This is a genomic window from Sphingobium algorifonticola, from assembly GCF_004005485.1.
In the GTDB taxonomy this organism is placed as follows: domain Bacteria; phylum Pseudomonadota; class Alphaproteobacteria; order Sphingomonadales; family Sphingomonadaceae; genus Sphingobium; species Sphingobium algorifonticola.
Genome location: NZ_RZUL01000011.1, coordinates 23,795 through 47,652, shown reverse-complemented (window position 1 = coordinate 47,652; position 23,858 = coordinate 23,795). Strand labels below are relative to the sequence as shown.

Below are 23,858 nucleotides of genomic sequence, written 5' to 3'. Positions count from 1 at the left end.
CACGATCAACATCCCGTTCTCGCCAACTGATCAAAACCAGTCGGCCAACTAAATCCCCGGGATGAAGGGGTCCTTTTTGCACGCCGATCACCCCACGAAGGGGGTGCCTATTGCACGCTGATCCTCATATGGACGGTTAGCCAGCGTGTCATCCAAGAGCCTGTAAATGCGGCCTGCCTCTTCGGCAAAGCGATCGATCGAGTAGCGCTCGGCGTGCGGCGCGAACAGCCGATACCAATGCGCATTCCCAAGATATGGAGCGTGGGTCGCCTGAAAGGTCGCCCATTTGAGCACCTCGTATCGAGCAGCACCTGATGCAGGCAGCAGCAGGCTGGTCTTCTCCGCGAGGTACAGAAGGATCGCTGTCGACTCCCACAAAAACAGGGGACCGTCCGGCCCATCTTGATCAATCAGCGCCGGCAGCCGACCGTTCGGATTTTTGACGAGATAATCCGGCTTAAGATGGTCGCCAGCATACACGTTCACCCAATGCCAGACATAAGGCAGCCCTGTCTCTTCCAGCATGATCGAAACTTTGCGGGGGCTGGGCGATCCCATCGTGAAAAACTCGATCACCTGCCTATCTCCAATCTGTCCGGTATCGTGGCAGGCTCCAATGCGCCACCTACCATCAACGATGTGTGATCCATCAAACGGCCGTTCGACCGCCATCCACCGGAATTACGGTGCCATGCATATGCCGGGCATCATCTGAAGCCAGGAAGGCGATGACGCTAGCGACCTCATCCGGCGATCCGAAGCGGCCCGAAGGAATGCGTTCCCGAACAACATTTCCCACTGCGTCCAGCCGACCCATGATTGATTCCATCATCCTGCCATCGATCGGTCCAGGCGCTAGGCAGTTTACACGTACACCACTACCTGCCCATTCGGCAGCACCAGCGCGGGTCAGTCCTATGACTGCGTGTTTGCTTGCTATATATGCCGACGCCCCAGGCGTCCCAGACAGGCCAGCGGTGCTGGCCATGTTGATGATGCTGCCACCTCCGGCTGCCTTCATTATTGGGATTACATACTTCATGCAGAGGAACACGCCGCGCACGTTGACAGCGAATACCTTGGTGAAATCATCGATGCTCAGGTCAGTTATGGGACCAACTGGACCTTCAATCCCCGCGTTGTTGACAAGCACGTCAATCTGTCCTGCGATCTTCAAGGCTTCGGCGACAAATCCCGAGACAGATGCTTCATCTGTGACGTCTCCTCTCAACCAAGTGATTGCGGGATCAGCTACATCGTCTGATGTTGGCGCATCCACTTTGTCGATGGCGATGACTCTGGCACCTCTATCAGTCAGCAGGCGGATCGAGGCTCGGCCAATATCACCGCAGGCCCCGGTAATTAGTATCACCTTACCATTTAGGGCGTTGTAGTTGAGCGAATGCGGCATCAGATCCGGATCACGATCTTGCCAGAGTCTCCATGGACAATATGGTCTAGCGCTACGGTGGCTTTCTCAAATCCGAAGATGCGCCCGATCACTGGCTCAATGCCGGATATCACCATTGCCCGCACCATTGCCCGGTACATCTGATGATTGCCGACAAGGATACCTGTCAGCTGGACCACACCAGTCAAGATTGGTAAAGGATCGATCTTGCCCAAGCCACCGGCCAATCCGATGCCCGCGATGCGGCCGCCCATCCGCACCGCTCTTATTGATCTTTCAAGCGTTGCTGCACCACCGATCTCAACCACTAAATCAACTCCTCGGCCACCGGTGAGTCGGAGAGCCTCCACATCCCAAGCAGGCGTAACAGTGTAGTTTATGAGATGGTCCGCCCCGCGTGATCGAGCGATCTGAAGCTTTTTGTCCGAACTCGAGATTTGGATTACAGTAGCGCCAGCGAGCTTCGCAAACTGAAGGGCAAAAGTTGATACTCCACCAGTGCCTTGGAGCAGGACAACGTCTCCTGGAGCGACACGCCCCACCTGTTCGATCGCATTCCAAGCGGTTACGCCAGCGCAGGGCAGTGTCGCTGCCTGTTCGAATGTGAGGCAGTCCGAAACGGGAAGCAACGCGTTGTTCGGTAGCACCACCTCTTCGGCTAGTACGCCATCGACTGAACCGCCGAGCGACTTGGCGACGGCTGGCGGATTGATTTCCCCGTCACTCCAGTCAGGGAAGAAGGCCGTCGCCACGCGGTCTCCTACCCTTACTGTTCCCACCGCCGATCCGACCTCTACCACCTCCCCAGCGCCGTCCGAAGCGGGAATAAGGTCCGCTTTAACTGGGAGCGGATAGGCACCCTGGGCGATAAGATGGTCTCGAAAGTTGAGGGAGACCGCTCGCATTCGAACGCGCACCTCGTCGGGACCAACCGGTTTTGGAGCGACGTTCTCTAGCAAGATACCGCCAGACGGGTTGACCCTATAGCGCCGCATAAGCCCCCCTTTAACTGGACTGGCAGCCGGCCAACTCAGTGAACCGTTAGAATCTGAAAGTTGCTTCTATGCCATAGGTGCGTGGAGGTCCAGGCACGAAGAAGTTGCCGCCGAAGGACTCTGTGTTAATCGCATAGGCCCCGTAATATTTATTGAACGCATTTTTGACAAACCCGGCAATCGTATAATGCTCAGCAGCATAAGAAATGCGGCCATTAACCAATGTGTAGGCCTTCTGACCATTACGGATCGGACCAACTGCCTGACGGTCATTGAAGAAATCGAACCACTGGCGAGATTGATATTGGGCCTCTGCCGAAAGGATCAATTTGGAATCATTTGCCGTGTGAAGAACTGTCCACTCTGGCGCGATTGATGCAGTCACCTGCGGTGCGAAGGGGAATTCATTACCGCCCAGCGCTACGCCGCGCGGGTCAGTCGCACGGGGATCGCCGGGAGCCAAGAACTGGTCACCTTTATAGCGAGTATTGAGGTAACCGATCGCGGCGACTACGCGAAAGTCATCGACTGGCTGAGCGGTCAGTTCAAGTTCGCCGCCATAGAGACGGCCATCCAGCGATCGAATGAAGGCGGCACCGTTGGCAACTTCCTGAACTTGCTGGCCGCTATATTTGCTGTAAAATATCGCGCCGTTAAGTTGGAGGCGATTGTCCAAGAATCTCGACTTAAATCCAGCTTCGAACGCATCGACATATTCCGGTCCGACGCCATTCGGGCTAGCGACGGGCGAACTGCCATTATAGGAGCCCGACCGATAGCCGCGACTGTAGCTTGCGTAAAAAAGGCTGCTATCGGTTACATCGTAACTCAGAATGATCCGCCCCGTCGGCTTTGTCGCAGTCTGCTCAAGTTCAGGAGACAGTGCGCCAGTCAGGATACCGATGCCCGGCATGGTGCGACCAGAAGTATAGGCATAAAGGGCAGGATTGAAGCTACTGTCGCGAAGCAGGGAATAATAATCGGTGAATGTGACCTTGTCGCGGGTGATACGTCCACCAATCGTGACGTTGAACTTGTCTGTAACGTCGATCTTGGCTTCGGCGTAGGCAGCGAATGACGTTTGCTTCTGCGTGTAACCGGACGCCGTGCTGACGGCTGTAGCGGGGGGAGCGCCAGGACCACTGAAGAACAGCCCTCCTGGATTGAACTGGTTCGGTCCGGCAAAGTCATTGAGAAAACCGAAATATAACAGATCCTGGAAGGTCCGCACTCGCTGCTTTCCAGCATAGATGCCTGCAATCAGATTGAATCCATTTCCATCATATGTGAGGTGAATATCCTGATTGAGGCCGTAAAAGCTCGAGCGGCTGTCCCGATACTGACCAATCGATGTAGGCGATCCATCGAAATCGAAGCTAAGGTTATAATTGTCCTTATCGTAACCGCTGACGGAGGTAACCACGACGTCTCCCAGCGTCCAGTCGATACGCGCCTGCACGCCCTGGGATTTGGTGATGAACTTTCCTTGTCCAGGCGTGATAACTTCGCGACGCCCCAAGTTCGCCCGGCTATATCCCACTAGGTCCGTCTGCCCCGGTCCGATAAGATAGGGAACACCGCCCGATCCAATAGGATCGCTGTAGGCGAAATATCCGCGTAACGTGATATCGAGGTTATCCGTTGGCTTATAACGAAGCGTTGCTCGGCCGGCGATGTTATCTTCCGCTTGGAAATCCTTGTTTCCCGCGACGCCTGGAAAGCCGTTCTCAGGACCCGCATTTTTGATGAAGCCGTTGCGCTTGGTCCGCGTCATCGCAAGGCGGACACCAAGCTTATCCTCCACGAGCGTTTGCTCCACGGCACCTTGGAGCATGTAGGCGTCATAATTGCCATAGCTGCCCGTAACGTAGCCATTGCTACCCTTAAGATCCGGTCGACGGCTGATCAGGTTGATTGCGCCCCCGGTGGTATTGCGTCCGTACAACGTCCCCTGTGGCCCTTTCAGAACCTCGATCCGCTCGAGATCGTACAAGGCTGCGCCATGACTGGGCCGGAACCCCTGATATACTTCGTCGAAGTACACACCGATCGGCGACTGAGCGTTGGAGTTGAACTCATTGGCGACACCGATGCCGCGGATCGTGAAGTTCGGCTGGGTCTGCGAGAAGGGCGAATTGACCCGTACGTTGGGCAGCGATCCGCCCAGATCGGAAGCCGAGACAATTCCGCGCGCCTGCAGGGCGTCTCCGGTAATTGCAGCGACCGTTGCAGGAACGCGCTGCAGGTTTTCGCTACGACGGTTGGCCGTAACGACAATATCAGCGATTCCGCTTTGCTCCGTCGAGCTTTCCTGAGGAGCCGCTTGAGCGGGAGTATCCGATTGTGCCCAAGCCGGCGCTGCAAGCAGCATCGGGATCAGAGAACATGCGCGTGACAATTCACGCAGAGTCTTGGCCTGGTTCACTAGGATCTCCCTCCTTTGCGGCATCGACGAATTGCGTGCCGTTTTATTTCCACAAACACCGATGAGTTGGCTCGACGTGCGATTTCGCTGTCCAACTCGATGTCTGATCTATTGGTGCCAAGGATGGAACAGGCAGGACCATCTGGGAAATAACAAGTTGGCTTGCCAGCAATAACCTTCCCCTATACCTCTCACGCCATACCAAAAAGGCAGCATAATCAATATGATACAAGTTTTCCATGACAACGGTTCAGGGATTTCAAGCTCCCACACGCTGCCCAACTGACCTGCTCCGCAGAATTCATGACATTCGTAAGGTAGCTCGTCAGATGGAGACGGGCGATGCGTCGAGGCCATTTTATCGAGGATCAGATCAAGGGGTACTGTATGAGCACGAGGTTGGCGTGAAGACTGACGAGCTGTGCCGGAAGAAAGCTATGTGTTGTAGCTGCTGAGCCGATCGTCAGGCATCTGGTGAAGAAGCCAGATAGCCGTCGACGAGCCTATGGATCGTCCGGGCAACGACATCATCCGAGACGTGCGTGAACTTCATATGGCCAGTCATGTGGGCGAGGCCGATGATGACATCGGCCAGCTCAACATTTCCTTGGATCATACCTGCGATCAATTGGCGCGCCGTGCTGAGAAACGTTAGGTAGCGTGGCCAGGTTTCGCTGCGGATCGCCGTACTCCAGTCTAGCCAGACGCGCGCCGAATCGCGATCCTCATCGATAAACGCGGCGAAGCGTAGGAGCATCCATTCGATTGCCTCGGCTGGGTCGGCGCGGTCCGCTCCAGGACGGACGATCTCATCCAGGATTTGCGCGGCGACATTGTCGAGGACGAGACAGGTCAACTCCGCATGAGTCCTGTAATAGAAAAAGACGGTTGGAACGGAAACCCCTGCAGCGGCCGCGACCAAGCTATGATTGGTGTGACCAATCCCGTTTTCGGCGAGGACGCGAAGGGCTGCGGCTTGGAGTTGTTCAGCGCGGGCCTCCCTGGAGAGGCGAGCGGCGCGAACTCTGCGAGTGTCCTTTGCGTCAGTCACAGTCCATTTCCCGAAAAACCAAGGGATAAAATTTCAGTCTGGCAGCTACCAGCCAGACAGGCAAGCATGTCGCCAACCACTATTGAAGCGATTTACAATAGCGGTGAAACGCGTCATCATCTCTTATCGCCGAACTGATTCGCTGGTTAAGCGCGGTGGAAAACATCAAAAGCAAAAATGGGAGAGAGGGTATGTCGACTGTCGCGACGATATCGGACGAGTTCGAACTGCCGCCGCATATCGGCGAGACGATCATCAACCCCACCGCCTTCACCAATCCTGCGGCGATCGGACAAATGTTCGCGTGGCTGCGCGCGAACAACCCGCTCGGACTGGCGCGGGTAGAAGGTTACATGCCATTCTGGGTAGTCACCAAGCATGCCGACGTGCTGGAGGTAACGAGGCGGAATGATATCTACGATTCGACCGGTAAGCCTTTCGTGCTTGGCGCGACAGAACAGATCGAGCGGATGCGTGAGATCAACGGCGGGGCGGACTTTCCATTCCAAAGCCTGACTGGCACCGACGAACCAGAGCACGGGGCTATTCGCAAACTTTTTACGCCACTCTTCCAGAACCAAGGCATGAAGGCGATGGAGCCGCGCGTCCGCGCAATCGCGCGTACGCATGTTGATCGCATGGCCGCCGCCGGAGGACAGTGCGATTTTGTAAAGGAAATCGCGCTTGCTTTCCCGCTCCGCGTTATGATGGACTTCATGGGTGTGCCCCCTCAGGATGAGCCACTGATGGTGAAAATAACCGAAGCACTATTCAGTGGTGACGATGATGAAATCAACGCCGACGCCCTGACTTTAACCCCGGCGCAGCAGGCTGAGCAGATGCGCGCGGCGTTCCAGCCAATGGAAGATTATTTTGCAGCACTAACTGCCAGTCGCGTGGCGGACCCTCGCGATGACGTGGCGACGCTGATCGCAAACGGCCGCGTGAACGGTCAGCTTATGAGTTCGGAACGGGCGTTGGGGCATTATCTCAGCTTCGCCACCGCGGGCCATCATACTACAGCGTCATCACTAGCTGGGGCTGTGCAGATATTGTGCGAGTATCCAGAACATCTTGAAACGCTCCGCGCTGATCCATCGATTATTCCGGTCTTCGTGGAGGAAGCGCTACGTTGGGTAACGCCCGCAAAACACTTCATGCGCTGTGCATCAGTCGATACCGAATTGCGCGGACGCAAGATCGCGCGTGGTGACTGGATGTATGTCAGCTACGCATCTGCCAATCGTGACGAGGAGGCATTCGAAGCGCCATTCGAATTTCGGCCCAACCGCAAGCCGATCAAGCACGTATCATTTGGCTTTGGCGTCCACCAGTGTCTCGGCAATATGCTTGCCCGGCAAGAACTACGCTTCTTCCTTGAGGAATTCGTCGCGCGGGTGGGATCACTGGAAATGGCTGGTGAGCCACGCTTGACCAAATCGCGCTGGGTTCAAGGATTGAAGACCCTGCCAATTCGTTACAAAATGGGGGTGGAGACAGACTGAAATCTGCCGTTCGATCTAAGCTCGATCCACTGCGCTAATTTGGCTTGATAATAGTAATTATGTTAAATATCCACTATTCCGGAGCGATCAGAATGCGAGTTCTGCCTGTCTCGGAACGGCTCTCGGCTGCTCTTGTCTGCCGCCGATCAAGCCGCGCGCGCTGCCTGCCAAGATATAGACGGCCTGGCGTCGTGCACCGCGATTATGATGATCAACGCAATAGCCCTGATAGTGCCGCTTGAGCAAGCCAGCGCGCACCAGCTCAGACACCGCCCGGCTCACATTCGTCTTGCCTGAAGCTCGTACCTGCTCACGGATGGCGTCTTCCACCATAGCCGTGGCCTGATCCCCATCGATCGGCAACGCGCCGGACATTGCCAGATCGCTGCGTATCCGCTCTTCCAGGGCGACGCGCCGGGGGTCGCGCTGCCCCATCGGCGTCAGTGCATCACAAAGCCAGTCACGCAAGGGAATGAGGCTGCCGCCCTTGGCTACCAACGGCCCAGCGCTGCCGTCGGAACGGGAAACCTGCGCAATCAGGTTGAGCACCATAAAGGCGTAGCGCGGCCGAGACGAGGACCGCGCAAGCATCTCCAACAAGGACGGCATATCCAGTTGCTGGCGGCCGTCACCGATGATTGGATTGTGCAACATAACAGGATTGAATCAAGCACATACGGGGGGTGAAGTGAATCCCCTTTGGCCGCAAATTTCATCATTTTGTCGGCTGTGACACTTTGCCCGGAGGTAAAGTGTCACGCGTGCCCTTTCATCATGGCACCGGGCAGCTCCCGCCTAGGACGACCTGTGCATATGTTGCGGGGAGCTGACATCAGAACGCATCCGGTCTTGTTTTTCAATGGCTTCGCCGAACGGCGACTGGACGAACCCGCAATCGGAATGCGAACCGTTCGCACTATGAGCAATATGGAAGATGCCGGTCGCTTGGGCGATATCACCGCATTCGAAGCCGAATGCCGCCAGGCGACGACGCTCGATCAGCTAAAATCCTTGCTCGATGCGATTGTGCGTCAGTTCGGATTCCGCTGGTTCGCATTGGTGCACAATGTCGACCTGAAAAGTACCACCCGCAAAGCCCTGCTGTTAACCACCTATCCGGCGCGCTGGGTCGAGGAGGTGATAGACGCGCGCCTCCATCTTGACGATCCGGTCCACATCGCCTGCGCCAAGACCGTCTCCGGGCTCACTTGGGATCATCTAGAAGATTATATCTCGCCCAATGCTCGCCAGCGTTCGATCCTTGAACGGGGTCGCGCACATGGACTGGCATCTGGGTTCACCATGCCGATCAGGATGCGCGACGAGCCCGACGCGATGTTCACCATAGCGCGTCGAGGCGATGACAAGATTTCAAGCCCGGACCTTCTCTCTGCCCGATTGATTGGCACGGTCGCGTTCGACCAGGCTCGAACCCTTCTTGGTACCGATGAACTGGCAAACGTGCCAATAGCGCTCAGCCCACGCCAAATCGACTGCATTGATCTGGTGGCACAGGGGAAAAGCGACTGGGAGATCGGACAGATTCTGGGTCTGAGCCGTGACACTGTGCACGAATATGTCGAGGGCGCGCGCCGACGTTATGGCGTCCGCCGTCGGACCCAACTTGTGCTTCGCGCTGTCCGCGACGGACATCTCAATATTGAGGCTCTCGTGTAGCCAGTAGATCGGCGGCCTATGATCACCCTTGCCGAAGTGCAGGCGTTCTGCACTGTGGCCCGCGCTGCTTCGACCCCTTGCGCACTCCTACACGCTGTCGAAGGAATCACGGCAGCCATGGGTTTCCGCTATTTCGCGCTCGTGCATCACATTGACTTATTGAACCCGGGAAGCACAGCCGTTCGCCTTGTCAACTATCCGCGAGATTGGGTTGATGCGTTCGAGGAGGGCCGATTGTACGCCGCTGACCCGATCCATCGTGCAAGTCATACGACCACCATGGGGTTCGCTTGGTCGAAGGTGGAGGCTATGATCTCACTCCATCCGCGTGACCACGCGGTATTGGCAGCGGCTCGATCCGCGGGTCTTGGCGACGGATTCACGATCCCTGCACACGTCCCTGGCGAGGTAAACGGTTCCTGTTCATTTGCCATGCGCGAGGGCGAGGATCTCGACGAAGAGCAACTACCGCTTGTCCAGCTTGTCGGCAGTTTCGCATTCGAAGCCGCACGCAAGATAGCGCGCGCCACGATAGCTCCCATCGCGGCCGCGCCGCAACTCACCGAGCGTCAAATAGAATGCGTCGCGCTGGTCGCGCGGGGTAAAACCGATTGGGAAATCGCCAAAATACTCGGAGTCGGTGCTGAAACCGTAACGCAGCATCTCAAGGATGCACGCGACCGCTACGGGGTAACCAAACGCACGATGCTCGCCATTCGCGCGCTCTTCGACGGTGCCATTAGCTTCACCGACATCCTGCGCTGACGATCCCTCCCCAGTTCTGGGGATAACGCAGATCATGACAAGCTGATCGAATGATCGCCTTACAAATGGAGGTGATGATGGTGGTTACAGGACATGGCATCGAACAGGCCCTGAGTGGCCGTGTATTCAGATCAATGTTTGAAGAGCGCAAACGTGTGTTCGTTGATCTACTTGGCTGGGACATTCCCGTTCTGGCCCGTCGCTACGAGATCGATCAATTCGATGATGATGAAGCCGTCTATATCGTCATCACCGATGACACCGGTGAGCATACCGGCTCTGCCCGTCTGCTCCAGACCGACCGGCCGCACATCCTCGACACTATCTTCCCCAATCTGTGCAATCGCGTACCGCCCACCGGCCCGACTGTTCGCGAAATAACCCGCTTCTGCCTGGCGCGCCGCCTGAAGGCTCGCGAGCGGCTCGCCACGCGCAATCGCCTCGTCTCTGCCTTGGTCGAATACGCCCTCAGCAATGGCATCCTGACCTATACCGGCGTTGCCGAATGGGCATGGTTCCAACAGATCCTCGCGTTCGGATGGGAATGCCTTCCGCTGGGATTGCCGGACAACAACGATCCCCGCGGCCTATCGGCCATGCAGATCAATATTGGCCCGGATACCCCCAACCTCCTGCGTCAATCCGGCATCTTCGCGCAGATCCATCTGATGGATCTTGATTGCGCCGCAGCATGAAATTCGGGAGACATCGCATGGCTACCAAGCCGCTACCTGTAGACGAGATCGAGGCCCACGGGTCAATTTATGAAACACTGATGCGCGAAGGCTTCTGCGTGCTTCAAGACATCATGCCCCGCGATATTGTCCAGTTGCTGGCGAGAGATCTGGCTCCGCACTTCGAGGCAACGCCGTTTTGCGAAGGCGGTTTCTACGGCAGCCGCACCAAGAGGTTCGGCAGTCTGCTCAAACGATCGAACCATGTGTCGGCGTTCATCCAGCATCCCCAGATCATGGCGATCGCGCAAGCTGTGCTCAGTCCTTGGTGCGACACAATCCAGCTCAATCTCGCTCAAGCTCTCGAGCTGCATCCCGGCGCACTGCCGCAATTTCCCCACCGCGATCAGGATATGTGGCGGGGCCAAACTGGCGAGGTCGAATATCTCCTCAACGTTATGTGGCCGTTCACCGAATATCGACATGACAATGGCACGACGCTGATCTGGCCACGCAGCCACGCCGCAAATGCGCTTACACCTGAACCTCCCGAGGAGCCGGTGGCAGTGGAATGCAGTCCAGGATCTGCAATCATCTTCCTCGGCTCGACCCTTCATGGTGCTGGCGGCAACCAGTCACCGGGTGTGCGTCAAGGCATGATCGTGAGCTATTGCCTCGGATGGCTGAAACCATATGAAAACCAGTGGTTGGTCTATCCACCCGAGGTAGCACGGACATTCTCTCCAGATTTGGCCGCTTTGGTCGGATACCAGCAGCATCGGCCCAATTTGGGGAACTACGAGGGACGATGCCCATCTCTTCTGCTGGGCGAGGAACGCTCCGAGCATCTCGGCGCGATCGATGCCTTACGTCCAGATCAAACGGCAGCACTTGAGGAATTTGTTGAAGAACAACGCCGGGTCCGAGCCGCATCCAGCGAAAACTGATTCCAGCGCGCTCCCCCCTTGTGGGGGGATTGCCGATAACGCCGGGCCGGGTTCAAAAGAGAGGTGATTTTCAACGGAGAGTAGTCGGCGCATTTTTAATGCAGCGGCGCTGAAAAGCGGAGAAATCAGATGCAGCGCCTGCGCCTTGCCCTTGCCGTTCCGATCGTGGCGATGTCTGCCCAGGCGGCTCCTGCGGCCGCCAACGATCTAGGCTGCCAGGTTTTGCTTTGCCTCTCGAACCCGGGCGGTGCGACCCAGTACCCCGCCTGCGTGCCGCCTATGGTGAAGCTCTGGGAGCGTCTGGCATTAGGCGGTTCATTCCCCGGCTGCTCCGGTGGTGGCGTTGCGAAGACCAAGGTTTATGATCGCGATTCCGCTTCCCGGCGCCGGGTGGTGATGACGTTCACCGACGGGCGGCAGCAATCCTATTCGCTTGCAAATATCGAAAGCTTGCCAGCGTCTCCCAGTGAACAAGGGACCACACCACAGTGATCCTCGAGCTCGCAACCGTGGTCGGACTGGCGCAGCAATGCGCACCAACGGTTGCGGTCGAAACGCTTGTGTCGGTCGTCCACACCGAAAGTCATTTCAACCCCTACGCCATCGGCGTGAATGCGAAGGGGGTTGCCGCACCCAATCCCGGCGATCGGGTGTCGGCCGCCGCAGTCGCTCGATCGCTGATCGCCCGCGGCTACAACATCGACCTGGGTCTGGGACAAATCAACAGCGCAAATCTCAGGTGGCTTGGCCTGTCGGTCGATGACGCCTTCGATCCCTGCCGTAATCTCGCTGCCGCCGCACGCGTGCTGGCTTCCAACTATCTGAGCGTTGCGCGCTCCAGTCCTTCTGCAGAGGTGGCCATCGCGACCGCCATGTCGATGTACAATACGGGCAGTCGTTCGCGCGGGTTCGGAAACGGCTATGTCAGCCGCGTCTACGCGTCGTCGAGTATCGTCGTGCCAGCGATCAGGCGTGAAGCTATACCAGAACCCGCCGCTTTGCCCGCGCCAGTGACGCCGGAACCCACAGTTACGAAGCCTTCGGCGGGTGATCGCTCGCCGCGCGTTCAAGAGGCATGGGACACCGCTGCGGGGGCGCAGACGGCATCATTGATGGTCTTTGGGGGAGCATCCAACAGTTCACCGAAAGGACAAGCCGAATGACTGCCTTAGCGACCAATTCCAAGATATGGTTGACGCCGCGCCGGCGCAGTTTCGCGCAATATCTGGCACTGTTTGTCGCGGTCGTTGTGGTGTCGCTCCTGCTCACCGATCCGGCCCATGCCCAATCAGCCGATGGCATCACCTCGATGGCGGAGAACATAAAGACCTGGCTGACCGGCACTTTTGCGAAAACCATCGCGGTGATCGCGGTCGTCATCGTGGGTTTCATGTTCTTCACCGGACGAGCGAGCCTGGGGCTCCTGGTCACCGTCATCGTCGGCATCTTCATCGTGTTCAGCGCGCAGTGGATCGTCGATACCATCACTGGCGGCGCGTGAGTGCGCTGGAATGGATGACGAAAAACTCAGGGAGGAGACGCTCTTCCTGGCCGTGACCCGGCCAACGATGTGGTTGGGCGTTCCGATCGAAGCATCGCTGCCGATCGCGCTGGCGGCGTGCTTGACGCTCATCATCACCGGCAACCCGCTTTATGCCTTTGCGCTAGCCGGGGCCTTTCTGGCCATCGCCCGGCTGATCGTGCGGCACGACGCGAACGCCTTCCGCCTCCTCTGGCTCTGGACAATGACAAAGGCACGCTGCCGCAATCGGGGATGGTGGGGCGGTAGCTCCTACTCCCCCCTGCCGATCGATGGCGCGAAACGCCGGGGATTCGCGCATGGCTAGCCGGGCCAACTCGTTGGGCGGCGCTGCCGCCCGGACGCCGTGGCGGATCCTCAGACAAGAGGCCGACCCCGTGCGCTATCTCCCCTATGCGCGTCATATCGACGACAACATCATTGCGCTCGACGGGCGCGACCTCATGATGATGTTCAAGCTCGACGGTCTTGCATTCGAGACGGCCGACCCAATCCATCTCAACGACTGGCACGAAAAGCTCAACGGCACGCTGCGCAATATCGCCGACGACCGTCTGGCGATCTGGACCCATATCGTCCGCCGACCAATCACGGATTATCCCGAAGGCGAGTTTCGCTCGGCCTTTGCGGCCGATCTCGATGCAAAATACCGCGCGCGGGTGACCGCCAAGCGCATGTTCGTCAACGAGCTCTACCTGACGCTAATAATGCGCCCGTCCGTTGGATCGGCTGATCGTACCGGCGTGCTCCTTCGACGTCTGGCATCGGCGCGCAAGCAGGGGGCCGAAGTCGACGAGGACGAGCTTGCGCGCTTCGAGGATAAGGCGCGTGACATCGAGAAGCTCCTCGCACGCTGCCGGCCCCGACGCCTGCACCTGTACGAGCACAATGGCCTGATGTTTTCGCAGCCGCTCGAGGTGCTCGAACTGGTGATGATGGGCCGCGCAGGCAGGGTGCCGCTGGTCCGCGGCCACCTCGGTTCCGCCATTTATGGGGAACGGGTGATCTTCGGCCGCGAGACAGTCGAGGTGCGGGCGCATGACACGAGCCGGTTCGTCGGCCTTTTCGGCATTCGCGAATATCCGGCCATGACCAGGCCAGGTCAGATGAACGCGCTCCTCAGCCAGGACTTCGCGTTCGTCGTGACGCAGTCGTTCGCGTTCATGGGCAAAGCGCGGGCCTCGGAGCGCTTGCGCCGGCGTCAGAACCAGATGGCCTCGACGGAGGATGCCGCTGCGAGTCAGGCGCTTGAGCTGGCCGACGCGGCCGACGATCTGCAGAGCAATCGGTTCGTCCTGGGCGAGCATCATTTCTCGCTTGCGGTTTTCGGTGAAAATCAAAAGCGCCTGGCCGAAAATCTCTCGACCGCCCGGGCGGCGCTCGCCGACGCGGGTCTGGTGGCCGCTCGGGAGGGTCCGGCGCTGGAGGCCGCCTTCTGGTCGCAGCTTCCCGGCAACTTCGCGTGGCGTGCGCGGCCAGCGGCGATCACGTCACGCAATTTTGCCGCGCTTTCCCCGTTCCACACTTTCCCGGCCGGCAAGCCCGATGGCAATCATTGGGGCGCCGCGATCGCGTTGATGAAGACCGCGGCCCAGTCGCCCTTCTATTTCAACTTCCATGTGAACGACCTTGGCCACACGCTGATCATTGGCCCGTCGGGCGGCGGCAAAACCGTCGTCCAGAATTTCCTGATGGCGCAGCTGGAGAAAACCGGCGCGCAGCAGATCTTCATCGACAAGGACCGAGGGGCCGAGATATATGTGCGGTCATCCGGCGGCACCTATCTGGCGCTGCGCAATGGGGTGCCGACCGGGTTTGCGCCGCTGCGCGCGCTTGAGCAGACCCCGGGCAACATCGTCTTCCTCGGCAGGCTGATCCGTCATCTGGTGACCCCATCGGGCACCCAGCTCGGCGTCACGCAGGAGCGGATGATCGACGAGGGCATCCTCTCGATCGGACGCCTTCCCCCGGAGGAGCGGTCAATTCTCGCGCTTCGTCAGTTGCTCGGACAGCGCGATCCGGAAGGGATAGGCGCGCGGCTTGAAAAATGGTCGCGCGGCGGTGCACTCGGCTGGGTGTTTGACAATGACAGGGACGAGCTGACCCTCGAGGCTAGGTTCATCGGTTTCGACATGACGGATTTCCTCGACAATCCCGAGATCCGCACGCCGCTGATGATGTACATGTTCCACCGGATCGATGCCCTGCTTGATGGCCGTCGCCTCGTGATCGACATCGACGAGTTCTGGAAGGCGCTGGGCGATGATGCCTTCCGCGCCTTCGCGCAGGATGGCCTGAAGACCTACCGGAAGCAGAATGCCTTTCTGGTGTTCGGGACGCAAAGTCCGGCTGACGCTCTGCGATCGGACATCTCTCATAGCATTATGGAACAGGTCGCCACCAAGATCCTCTTGCCCAACCCCCACGGACGAGAGGTCGATTATATCGATGGACTCGGCCTCACCAGTGCCGAGTTCAAGCTCATCAGAAACGATCTGATCCCCGAAAGTCGGCGGTTTCTGGTCAAACAGGGTCACGATTCCATCGTGGTGGAACTTGATCTCGGCGGCCTGTCCGACGAGCTGGCCGTCCTCTCGGGCACCACCGAAACCGTCGGAATCCTCGATCAGGTTCGCCGCGAACATGGCGACAATCCCAGCCACTGGCTGCCCGTCTTTCACGAGCGCCGCCGCGCCACCACCAGAAGGAAAGGATAAGGTCATGAAAGCAATACGAGCGCTCGCGATTGTCGGCGGATTGGCAATCTCCGTGCCGGCCTTCGCGCAGGGCATCCCGGTCTATGATTCCAGCACGTTTCTGCAGACGGTCTCGACGGTGAAGAACACCCTGTCGATGATCGAACAGGGGAAGCAGCAAATTTCCCAAGCCACCGACATGTTCAACAGCGTCAACAAGCTGACGAACGTCAATCAGATTGCCTCTTCCCTGAACACCGACGCCGTTCGCCACCTCTTGCCGAGCGAGGCACGGGACATTCAGCGCCTCATGTCTTCGGACACGACAGGCCTCGGCAATCTGGGATCTTCCGCAGATCGGATTCGCACCAATTACCGGGTCGATCTTCCCGCGCTTCGCCCTGACGCGACCGCTTTCGAGCGGTCGAACCGCGATTCCATCTCTCGCAATGGCAACATGGCGGCGCGCGACGCGGCCATTGCCGAGGCAGCATATGGCGTCACCGCCCAGCGAACGACGGGTCTCGAGGAACTGCGCTCGTCGCTGGACACCGCATCTGACGCAAAGGACGTGATAGATATTCAAGCCCGTGTCGAGGTGGAAAATGCCCATATCCAGAACGATGCAGTGCAACTCCAGGCTCTTTCAATGAGGCAGCAGGCGGAGCAGCGCATTCGATCGCAGCAGGAGAGCGAGCAAATCTTAGCAAGTAAGCTTGGGAGCCTCCATCAATGAAGGCAACCATCTTCAAGACATTCGCGCTTTTGGTCCCGGCGTTCCTGGTGGCGTGCCAACCGCCCGCCCGCGGAAAGGATTACCTCAAAGCTCATCCGCAAGAACTCGCGGAAGTCCTGAAGGCGTGCGCCGATGGCACGCATCGCGACGCACAGGAATGCTCGAACGCAGAGAGTGTGAAGACGCTCAGTCAGAAGCTGCGCTCGCTGTCGGCGGCCCATTGACCGTGATGGGAAGATGAGATGGCCGACGGACTCTTCACCACTCTTTACACGAACATCGACGGCAAGCTCGACATGTTCCTCAACGAGCGCCTGAACAATGTCATCGAGGTTGTGCGCGGCCCACTCGCGCTTGGCTTGGTCATCTATATCGCGCTGTTCGGCTATATGGTGATGCGGGGCATCGTCAGCGAGCCTTGGGGCGAGCTTGTCTACCGGATGGTGAAACTCTGCCTGCTCTACGTAGCGGCCACGACGGTCGCCTACACGGAATGGGTGACCAATCCGCTTTTCCACGGCATGCCCGATGCGATCTCGCAGGCTTTGGCGGGGCACACGGTCACGAGCGTTGGCAATGTGTTCGATGACTATTTCAGTCAGTGCGACGTCATCATCGCAAGGATCGAGACCGAAGCTGCGACGTACAGCGATATAAATCCCTATAAGTTGGTTCTGTACGTCCTGAGCCTCGGCCTAAAAGCACTTGCCGGTTTGTCTGCGGCCATCGGGTTCTCAATTACGGTTTTTGCCAAGGTGGCGCTTGCCATCATCATCGCGCTCGGACCGATCTTTATCGCGCTTTCTCTCTTTGAGACCACGCGCAGACTGTTCCACGGTTGGCTCGGGCAGGCGTTCAACTTCATCGTTCTGATGGCCGTGATCATCGCCATTACGGCCCTGATTACTGACCTTGGTGCGACCGCGATCACTGCATCGGAAGGTGTCGGAGATGCGGCTCTGGGTGCGGTACTGTTCGCCGTCTATATCTTTTTGGGAACGATCTTCTTCTTTCAGGCCCCCTCGATCGCAACCGGCATAGCCGGCGGGGCTTCGGCCGGTGTCGGCGCTTTCGCCGGCTCGGCATGGGGAACCGTGGCGGCGCCGTTCCAGCAACGTCGCATCTCGCGCAACAGTCGTAATCTCGAAAAGGCCGCTCAGCAGGGCGGTTCGGTGAGCCGCGCATGAGGAAGGAAGACCCTTTGACGAGACCAACCACGATAGTCCGGGCGCTCCGGCGATCAGCCGTCGTCATTGCACTGATCCCGTCACTCGCCCAAGGGGCATCGGGGCCAAAGAAACTACCCGTCTGCAACGGCAAACATCTGCGCGAGGTGAACATCCACGGGAGCGTGCTGCCAGGCTCGCCGCTCCCGGCAATTGTGACACCCCCTGCCCCGCCGCCCGTGCCGCAGATCAAAAAGCCAGTCGATGCCGGCACACCGCCCCCGCCCGTTCCCGAGAAAACGTCCGCGCGAACGACCCCCGGCACCTTTGGGAGTTGCTGATCATGCGGAGCCAGACCGAAGGTGTGCCGGCCAAGGACGCCGAACTCTATTTCGGGCATGCCCGATCCTGGGATCAGGACCGTCAGCGCAAATCGTTACGATCCGAACGTATCGCCTGGGTCGTGGCCGGCCTGGGGCTCCTTGCCGCGACTGCGGAGGGCTTCGCACTCGCGGGCCTTGCCCCGCTGAAGACGGTCATGCCGTACATTATTCGCGTCAATCAGACGACAGGCGCGGTCGATGTGCAGACCACCCTCACCCAGAAACCGATGCGCTATGACGAGGCGGTCACGAAATTCTTCCTCGCGCAATATGTCCGGACACGGGAAAGCTGGTTGCCGGCGGCGGCCGAAGAGAATTTTCGCGCTGTCACAATTCTGTCCGAACCAGGCGAGCAACAGCGCTGGGGCCGGTTTTTCAGCTCGAACAACGCCGCGAGCCCACAGGTCGTCTGGGGCAAGGGTGCGGTCGTCCAGGCCCGCGTGCGCAACATCGCCTTCATCAACGATCGTGTGGCCAACGTCCGCTTCACGCGGACGGTGCAGACCGACACCGACACCCAGAGCAGCGACTGGATCGCGACCGTCACCTTCCGGTACACGAACGCGCCGATGGCGGAGGGCGACCGCTATCGCAACCCATTGGGGTTCCAGGTCGAGAATTACCGCGCCGACCCAGAGGTAGTGCGGTGAAGCGCCTTCTCTCCATCGCGAGCCTGCTCGCCATAATGGCGGCACCCGCCCTCGCGGAGGACACCCCGCGCGGTGGGCCGGCCGATCCGCGCGTGAAGTTCGTCGAGTATCAGGAGACCCAGGTCTACCGCATCGTCGGCACATTCCGGACGGCGACCCAGGTGGTGCTCGGGGCCGATGAGACGATCGAACATGTCGCGCTCGGCGACACCGTCTCATGGGAAGTGGCGGTTGCCGGTCATATCCTTTTCCTGAAACCCCGCGAGCGGGCGGGAGCGACCAACCTCATCGTCACGACCAATCGCGGGGGCGAATTGCGCAACTACGCCTTCGAACTGACCGCGCGCCGGGGACCGATCGGCAGCGGGAGCCGTGACACATTCTTCCAGGTTCGGTTTCGCTACCCGCGCGATGAAGCCGATCGTGCCGCGCGCATGCGCGCCACGCAGGAGGCGCAGCGCGTCGCCGCGCTGCAGGCGAGTGCCGTTCGGGGCGCCCTTGACCACGGCGTCATCGATGGACCGCGCAATTTGAACTACAAGGTCCAGGGTGCGAGCCACCTTCAGCCGTCGGAAATCTCCGACAATGGCCAGTTCACGGTCCTGCGTTTCCCCGGCAACCATGAAATCCCGGCGATCTATCTCGTGCGACCGGACGGCTCGGAATCGTTGGTCCCCTTCGACGTCCGGGACGAATTCGTGGTCGTCCACGCCGTGGCGGCTCAACTGCGCCTACGCCGGAACCGGGAGGTGCTGTGCGTCTATAATCTCGCGCCGACACCTTATGGCGTCGATCACGGCACCAACACCGCATCGCCGCATGTCGAGCGCACCATACAAGACCCGAAGGAGTGAGTGCGATGGACGAGACTCCGGCCGAGGCCCCTCACCGCCCGCAGGGCGATCCAACACCTGAACGCGACGAGATCATTCGCGAGCGCGGCATCGATCCGATCGGGGGGATGACACCGGCAAAGCGGAATACCGCCCTGATTTTCGCCGGGACGGCGATGGTGCTCGGCATTTTGTGGGTCAACTCGGGACCGAACAAGACCAGCTCGAGTTTGATGGGGAAGCCCGAGGCAATGGCCAATCGGCCGGATCTCGCGGCGCGCGAAACGGTCGCTTATGATGCTGTCGCAGCCAAACCCAAGCCGCTCGGCGCCGTGGGTGCCGATCCCAACGCGCCAGTCCTCAATCCTCCGCCAACCGTTGGCCCAGATGGACAGATCGTACCGGCAATACAACCCGGAGTGCAGCCAGCGGCGGCACCGCAGAACACGCACCAGAACCTGGCCGATCAGGCACGTCGTTCGACCTTGATCGCCTATGGCGGCCGCGACGCGCTCCAGGCTCCAGCGAGTTCCAACGGCGCTGGCTCCGATACCGGCAATGCGGGCATAGCTGGCGACGGCTCGACCGATTCAGCCGTCCGCAGCGCGCCCAACGCGCTTGATGCACTTCGTCAGAGTTCGGCCATTGGCGAGGCTCGCGCGTCGATGCTGCCCAATCGCAACTATCTCGTCACCGCCGGCACGCTGATCCCCTGCATTCTTCAGACCGCCATGAATTCGGCGCAGCCAGGGTACACTTCGTGCCTGATCCCGCGCGACGTCTATTCAGAGAATGGCCGCGTCGTGCTGATGGAGAAGGGCACCAAAGTCCTTGGCGAGTATCATGGCGGCATCCAGCAAGGGCAGAACCGCCTGTTCGTGTTGTGGACGCGCGCCGTCACGCCGCAGGGTGTGCGCATCGACCTGGCTTCGCCGGGGTCGGACGCCCTTGGCCGCGCAGGCATCGCCGGGTCCGTGGACACCTTCTTCTGGGCGCGGTTCGGTAGCGCACTGCTGCTCTCGCTGGTCGACGACGCCGCCTATATCGCCGGACAGTCCGTCTCCGGCGGGAGCAACAACTTCAACAACACGACCCGGACCCCGAGCGAGGGGGCAAGTATCGCGCTCCAGAACAGCATCAACATCCGTCCGGTGCTGAAGAAGAACCAGGGTGAGGAGGTCGGAATCTTCGTCGCGAAGGACTTCAATTTCGCCGACGTCTATAATCTCGAGTTGCGGCGCTGAGGATGAGCGACACCGCCGTCCTGCGCCATTATCTCGCCCCGATCCTGCCGCTGCTGGAGCCGGTCGAGGTGACGGAGCTTGTCATCAACAAGCCCGGCGAAGTCGGCATCGAGGATCATCGCGGTTGGCATTGGCATAGCGTCGCCGAACTCGACAGCGAGTGGCTGGCGACGCTGGCCGTCGCCGCCGCGAGCTTCACCCGGCAGGACGTCAACGCCGAGACGCCGATCTGCTCGACGATCTTGCCGGGCGGAGAGCGGTGCCAGATCGTCATTCCATCGGTAACCCCGAACGGGTCGCCATCGTTCACGGTGCGCAAGCCCTCGCGCGTCAATCTCGCGATCGACCAACTCGCGCAGACCGGTTTGTTCACCGCCACGCGCTCGGCTGCCCGCGGTCTTGGCGAGGTCGATGCGCAATTGGTTGCGCAGCGCGATTCGGGTGACTGGCCGGCTTTCTTCAAGACCGCCGTTGCCGCCCGCAAGAACATCCTGGTGAGCGGCGCGACCGGGTCGGGCAAGACCACCTTCGCCAAGGCGTTGATCCAGTTGATCCCGCCTGACGAGCGGCTGCTCACGATCGAGGACACGCGTGAGCTCGTCGTCGAGCATCGCAATGTCGTGCATATGGTCTATTCGAGCGAACGTCAGGGTTTGGCGAAGGTCGGCCCCAAGCAATTGCTCGAAAGTGCGCTCCGCATGCGGCCCGATCGCATCCTCTTGCAGGAGCTGCGCGACGGCACCGCCTTCTTCTACCTGCGCAACGTGAATTCGGGTCATCCCGGATCGATCACGACGGTCCATGCCGGTTCAGCCATGGGCGCGTTCGAGCAGCTGACGTTGCTGGTGAAAGAATCCGAGGGCGGACGCGATCTCGCCCGCGACGATATTCGTGGGCTGTTGCACATGCTCGTCGACGTCGTCGTCCAGACCCGCAAGCGCGCCGGAAAATTCGAAGTTGAGGAGGTGTATTTTGATCCGGCTGTCGGACGCACAACCGCTCACTAAATTTGCGATTGTCGCGGGGATGCTCGCGGTGACCTTTTTGGCATGCGCCTTGTGCGCGGTGATGGTGGCCCTCGTCGGTCTGAACCAGATCGGCCCGCGCATGCAGATCTCGGCGATACCTGCCTGGCTCTGGTATTATCGCGGCGATCCGCTGCTTCATCTGTGGCTGGAGCGCGGCGCGTTGGCCAGCGGCGCCATCGCTTTCGTCATCCTGCTCGTCATCCTGAAGCAAGGGCGCTCTCTCCACGGCGAGGCCAGGTTCGCGCGTGAAAGCGAAATCCGGCGCGAACATCTGCGCAGCAACAGTGGGATCATCGTCGGTCAGAAAGGTGGCCGTTACCTTGTTTTCGGCGGCACTGAGCATGTCCTACTCGAGGCACCGACGCGCGCTGGCAAGGGCGTCGGGGTGGTGATCCCCAATCTTCTGAGCTGGGCAGACTCGGTGGTGGTGCTCGACGTGAAGCGCGAAAATTGGGACATCACCGCTGGTTTTCGCGCGCGGCATGGCCAGGCGGTCTATCTGTTCGATCCGCTTGATCCTGAAGGGCGAAGCGCCCGCTACAATCCCTTGAGCTTCATCGATCGGCTCGACGACACCGATGTGATCAATGAACTTCAGAAGATCGGCGGAATGCTGTTTCCGGCCCCTGACAAGGCCGATCCGTTCTGGGCGGAAGCGGCGCGCGCGGCCTTTGTTGGCGTCGGCGCCCTTATCGCGGCTAACCCCGCCCTCCCCTTCACGATCGGCGAAATCTACCGCCGTCTGACAGCGGGTGATCCCAAGGTTGAACTCCCCAAGGTCGTCGAAGAGGCGCAGAAGCGCGGCCAGCGGCTAAGTCAGGCCTGCGTATCGGCTTTGAGTGACTTCACCTCCGCGTCGGACAACACATTTTCGGGCGTCAAGCAGACGATCACCTCGAAGCTCAATCTCTGGCTCAACCCCTATGTCGATGCCGCGACGTCGGAGACCGATTTTGATCTGCGTCAGGTCCGGCGCGAGCGGATATCGATCTATCTTGGGGTCTCGCCCGACAATATCGACCGCATTGCGCCCGTCTATAACCTCTTCCTCCAGCAGCTGATCGATCTCAATACGCGGGAACTGCCCGAGAATGGCGGTCGCGTGCCGGTGCTCATTCTGCTTGACGAGTTCGCCCGCCTCGGCAAGGCGCCGGTCATCGCCTCGGCCTTTTCCTACGTTGCCGGCTACGGGCTTCGCCTGTTGCCAGTCATCCAGAGCCGATCGCAACCCCGCGGCATCTATGGCGCGGATGTCACCGACGAGATCATCGCCAATTGCGGGCTGGAGATCGTGTTCACGCCCAAGGAGCTGAAGGTCGCCAACGAACTTTCCGAGCGGCTCGGCTTTTTCACAATGAACGTCAAATCGAAGAGCCGGACGATTCATGGCTTGCTCGCCAACCGCAGCGTATCGGAATCAGACCAACGCCGCGCGCTGATGATGCCCCAGGAACTGATGCAGATGCCCAAAGGCGAACTTCTGCTGATGCGCGGCGGCATTCCGCCCGTCCGTGCGCGCAAAATCGAGTATTTCCGGTCAAAGCGCTTTATTAGGAGGATCTCCGATCCGCCCAAGGTGGCGCCGCGGCCGATAACCATTCCGCAGTCGAAGTCGACATCTCCGCCGAACAGCGGCGGCGGCCCCTCCGATGTGCTCGCCCAGGCGATCGAGGCAAAGAAGGCAGCGCTCCTCCCCCCGCCACCCGTCGAGGAAGAGCCCGTCATGACCCGCATGCTGACCCACGACGAAGTCTATTGTGGCGGCGAGATCACCGACGACATGCTCGTCCTGGGGAAACTCGAGGAACTACCACCGCCCGGTGACGAGAAGGCGGCGATCGCCTTCGTGATGGCAATGACCGGGCGCGCGGCCGCCGAGCCCGACGAGGACCACGACCCATCAGAAGCGTTAGTAACAGCGAGGCATGACCATGGCAGAGAATGATCGCAAGCAACCGGGTACAACCCGTACCCGTAATAATAGCGTTGGCATTGACGACGAGCGGCGCAAAGCGCCAGCTCCTGGGTCGGCTTCGACGGATAAACGCTCGCCGGTTAGGCAAAAGGATGACCCCATCGAAGAAGCACCTGGCCGTGACGGGGCTATGGGGACGTCGCGAAAGGAGCCCAAG

24 protein-coding genes are annotated in these 23,858 nt (G+C 59.5%); 18 read left to right on the top strand and 6 right to left on the bottom strand.

The window, feature by feature from the left end:
• Positions 1–87 precede the first annotated feature (87 nt).
• The 5 genes from ENE74_RS16680 to ENE74_RS16660 all read right to left on the bottom strand — a co-directional run bounded on the left by ENE74_RS16680 (position 88) and on the right by ENE74_RS16660 (position 5,882).
• Positions 88–576 (bottom strand): glutathione S-transferase family protein, encoded by a 489-nt coding sequence (locus tag ENE74_RS16680; protein WP_127692006.1) that lies wholly within the window; start codon positions 574–576, stop codon positions 88–90.
• Between the two features lie 73 nt (positions 577–649).
• Positions 650–1,411, bottom strand: a complete 762-nt coding sequence (locus tag ENE74_RS16675; protein WP_127692005.1) for an SDR family NAD(P)-dependent oxidoreductase — start codon at positions 1,409–1,411, stop codon at positions 650–652.
• Positions 1,411–2,406 (bottom strand): zinc-dependent alcohol dehydrogenase family protein, encoded by a 996-nt coding sequence (locus ENE74_RS16670; protein WP_127692004.1) that lies wholly within the window; start codon positions 2,404–2,406, stop codon positions 1,411–1,413. Before ENE74_RS16670 ends, ENE74_RS16675 begins: the two co-directional genes overlap by 1 nt.
• A gap of 46 nt (positions 2,407–2,452) precedes the next feature.
• Positions 2,453–4,831: a TonB-dependent receptor gene (locus ENE74_RS16665; protein WP_164847535.1), complete on the bottom strand. Its 2,379-nt coding sequence runs from the start codon at positions 4,829–4,831 to the stop codon at positions 2,453–2,455.
• A 463-nt stretch (positions 4,832–5,294) separates the two neighbouring features.
• Positions 5,295–5,882 carry a TetR/AcrR family transcriptional regulator gene (locus tag ENE74_RS16660; RefSeq protein ID WP_164847534.1) on the bottom strand — a complete coding sequence of 196 codons (588 nt, stop codon included), beginning with the start codon at positions 5,880–5,882 and terminating at the stop codon, positions 5,295–5,297.
• 155 nt (positions 5,883–6,037) lie between these two features.
• Between ENE74_RS16660 and ENE74_RS16655 the strand changes: the two genes are divergently transcribed.
• Entirely contained in the window at positions 6,038–7,387 is a 1,350-nt protein-coding gene (locus tag ENE74_RS16655) for a cytochrome P450 (protein WP_164847533.1), read from the top strand.
• 87 nt (positions 7,388–7,474) lie between these two features.
• Here the strand turns inward: ENE74_RS16655 and ENE74_RS16650 are convergent, their stop codons facing one another.
• Positions 7,475–8,041: a hypothetical protein gene (locus tag ENE74_RS16650; protein ID WP_127692000.1), complete on the bottom strand. Its 567-nt coding sequence runs from the start codon at positions 8,039–8,041 to the stop codon at positions 7,475–7,477.
• Between the two features lie 264 nt (positions 8,042–8,305).
• On the opposite strand from ENE74_RS16650, the gene ENE74_RS16645 reads away from it, so the two are divergent.
• From ENE74_RS16645 to ENE74_RS16560, 17 genes are all read left to right on the top strand, one after another.
• Positions 8,306–9,064: a helix-turn-helix transcriptional regulator gene (locus ENE74_RS16645; RefSeq protein WP_127692014.1), complete on the top strand. Its 759-nt coding sequence runs from the start codon at positions 8,306–8,308 to the stop codon at positions 9,062–9,064.
• Positions 9,065–9,082: 18 nt separating this feature from the next.
• Positions 9,083–9,829 carry a LuxR family transcriptional regulator gene (locus tag ENE74_RS16640; protein ID WP_127691999.1) on the top strand — a complete coding sequence of 249 codons (747 nt, stop codon included), beginning with the start codon at positions 9,083–9,085 and terminating at the stop codon, positions 9,827–9,829.
• A 50-nt stretch (positions 9,830–9,879) separates the two neighbouring features.
• Positions 9,880–10,524, top strand: coding sequence for an acyl-homoserine-lactone synthase (locus ENE74_RS16635; RefSeq protein WP_241242065.1), 645 nt, complete (start codon positions 9,880–9,882; stop codon positions 10,522–10,524).
• Positions 10,525–10,541: 17 nt separating this feature from the next.
• Positions 10,542–11,450, top strand: coding sequence for a phytanoyl-CoA dioxygenase family protein (locus ENE74_RS16630; protein WP_164847532.1), 909 nt, complete (start codon positions 10,542–10,544; stop codon positions 11,448–11,450).
• A gap of 129 nt (positions 11,451–11,579) precedes the next feature.
• Positions 11,580–11,942, top strand: a complete 363-nt coding sequence (locus ENE74_RS16625; protein ID WP_127691998.1) for a hypothetical protein — start codon at positions 11,580–11,582, stop codon at positions 11,940–11,942.
• Positions 11,939–12,613 (top strand): lytic transglycosylase domain-containing protein, encoded by a 675-nt coding sequence (locus ENE74_RS16620; protein ID WP_127691997.1) that lies wholly within the window; start codon positions 11,939–11,941, stop codon positions 12,611–12,613. Before ENE74_RS16625 ends, ENE74_RS16620 begins: the two co-directional genes overlap by 4 nt.
• Positions 12,610–12,951, top strand: coding sequence for a TrbC/VirB2 family protein (locus ENE74_RS16615; protein WP_127691996.1), 342 nt, complete (start codon positions 12,610–12,612; stop codon positions 12,949–12,951). The genes ENE74_RS16620 and ENE74_RS16615 overlap by 4 nt, the downstream gene beginning before the upstream one ends.
• A gap of 10 nt (positions 12,952–12,961) precedes the next feature.
• Positions 12,962–13,297: a VirB3 family type IV secretion system protein gene (locus ENE74_RS16610; protein ID WP_056769051.1), complete on the top strand. Its 336-nt coding sequence runs from the start codon at positions 12,962–12,964 to the stop codon at positions 13,295–13,297.
• Positions 13,290–15,707, top strand: coding sequence for a VirB4 family type IV secretion/conjugal transfer ATPase (locus ENE74_RS16605; protein WP_127691995.1), 2,418 nt, complete (start codon positions 13,290–13,292; stop codon positions 15,705–15,707). The genes ENE74_RS16610 and ENE74_RS16605 overlap by 8 nt, the downstream gene beginning before the upstream one ends.
• A 4-nt stretch (positions 15,708–15,711) precedes the next feature.
• Positions 15,712–16,422, top strand: a complete 711-nt coding sequence (locus ENE74_RS16600; RefSeq protein ID WP_127691994.1) for a TrbJ/VirB5 family protein — start codon at positions 15,712–15,714, stop codon at positions 16,420–16,422.
• Complete coding sequence (locus ENE74_RS16595; protein WP_127691993.1) at positions 16,419–16,646, top strand: EexN family lipoprotein; 228 nt, start codon at positions 16,419–16,421, stop codon at positions 16,644–16,646. Before ENE74_RS16600 ends, ENE74_RS16595 begins: the two co-directional genes overlap by 4 nt.
• 18 nt (positions 16,647–16,664) lie before the next feature.
• Positions 16,665–17,609, top strand: a complete 945-nt coding sequence (locus ENE74_RS16590) for a TrbL/VirB6 family protein (RefSeq protein WP_066532508.1) — start codon at positions 16,665–16,667, stop codon at positions 17,607–17,609.
• Positions 17,610–17,931: 322 nt separating this feature from the next.
• Positions 17,932–18,621: a VirB8 family type IV secretion system protein gene (locus ENE74_RS16580; protein ID WP_127691991.1), complete on the top strand. Its 690-nt coding sequence runs from the start codon at positions 17,932–17,934 to the stop codon at positions 18,619–18,621.
• Positions 18,618–19,475, top strand: coding sequence for a P-type conjugative transfer protein VirB9 (gene virB9 / locus ENE74_RS16575; RefSeq protein WP_127691990.1), 858 nt, complete (start codon positions 18,618–18,620; stop codon positions 19,473–19,475). Before ENE74_RS16580 ends, virB9 begins: the two co-directional genes overlap by 4 nt.
• Positions 19,476–19,480: 5 nt before the next feature.
• Positions 19,481–20,698, top strand: coding sequence for a type IV secretion system protein VirB10 (virB10, locus tag ENE74_RS16570; RefSeq protein WP_127691989.1), 1,218 nt, complete (start codon positions 19,481–19,483; stop codon positions 20,696–20,698).
• A gap of 2 nt (positions 20,699–20,700) precedes the next feature.
• Positions 20,701–21,705 (top strand): P-type DNA transfer ATPase VirB11, encoded by a 1,005-nt coding sequence (gene virB11 / locus ENE74_RS16565; RefSeq protein ID WP_127691988.1) that lies wholly within the window; start codon positions 20,701–20,703, stop codon positions 21,703–21,705.
• A 19-nt stretch (positions 21,706–21,724) separates the two neighbouring features.
• Positions 21,725–23,671, top strand: coding sequence for a type IV secretory system conjugative DNA transfer family protein (locus tag ENE74_RS16560; protein ID WP_127692012.1), 1,947 nt, complete (start codon positions 21,725–21,727; stop codon positions 23,669–23,671).
• Positions 23,672–23,858 lie beyond the last annotated feature (187 nt).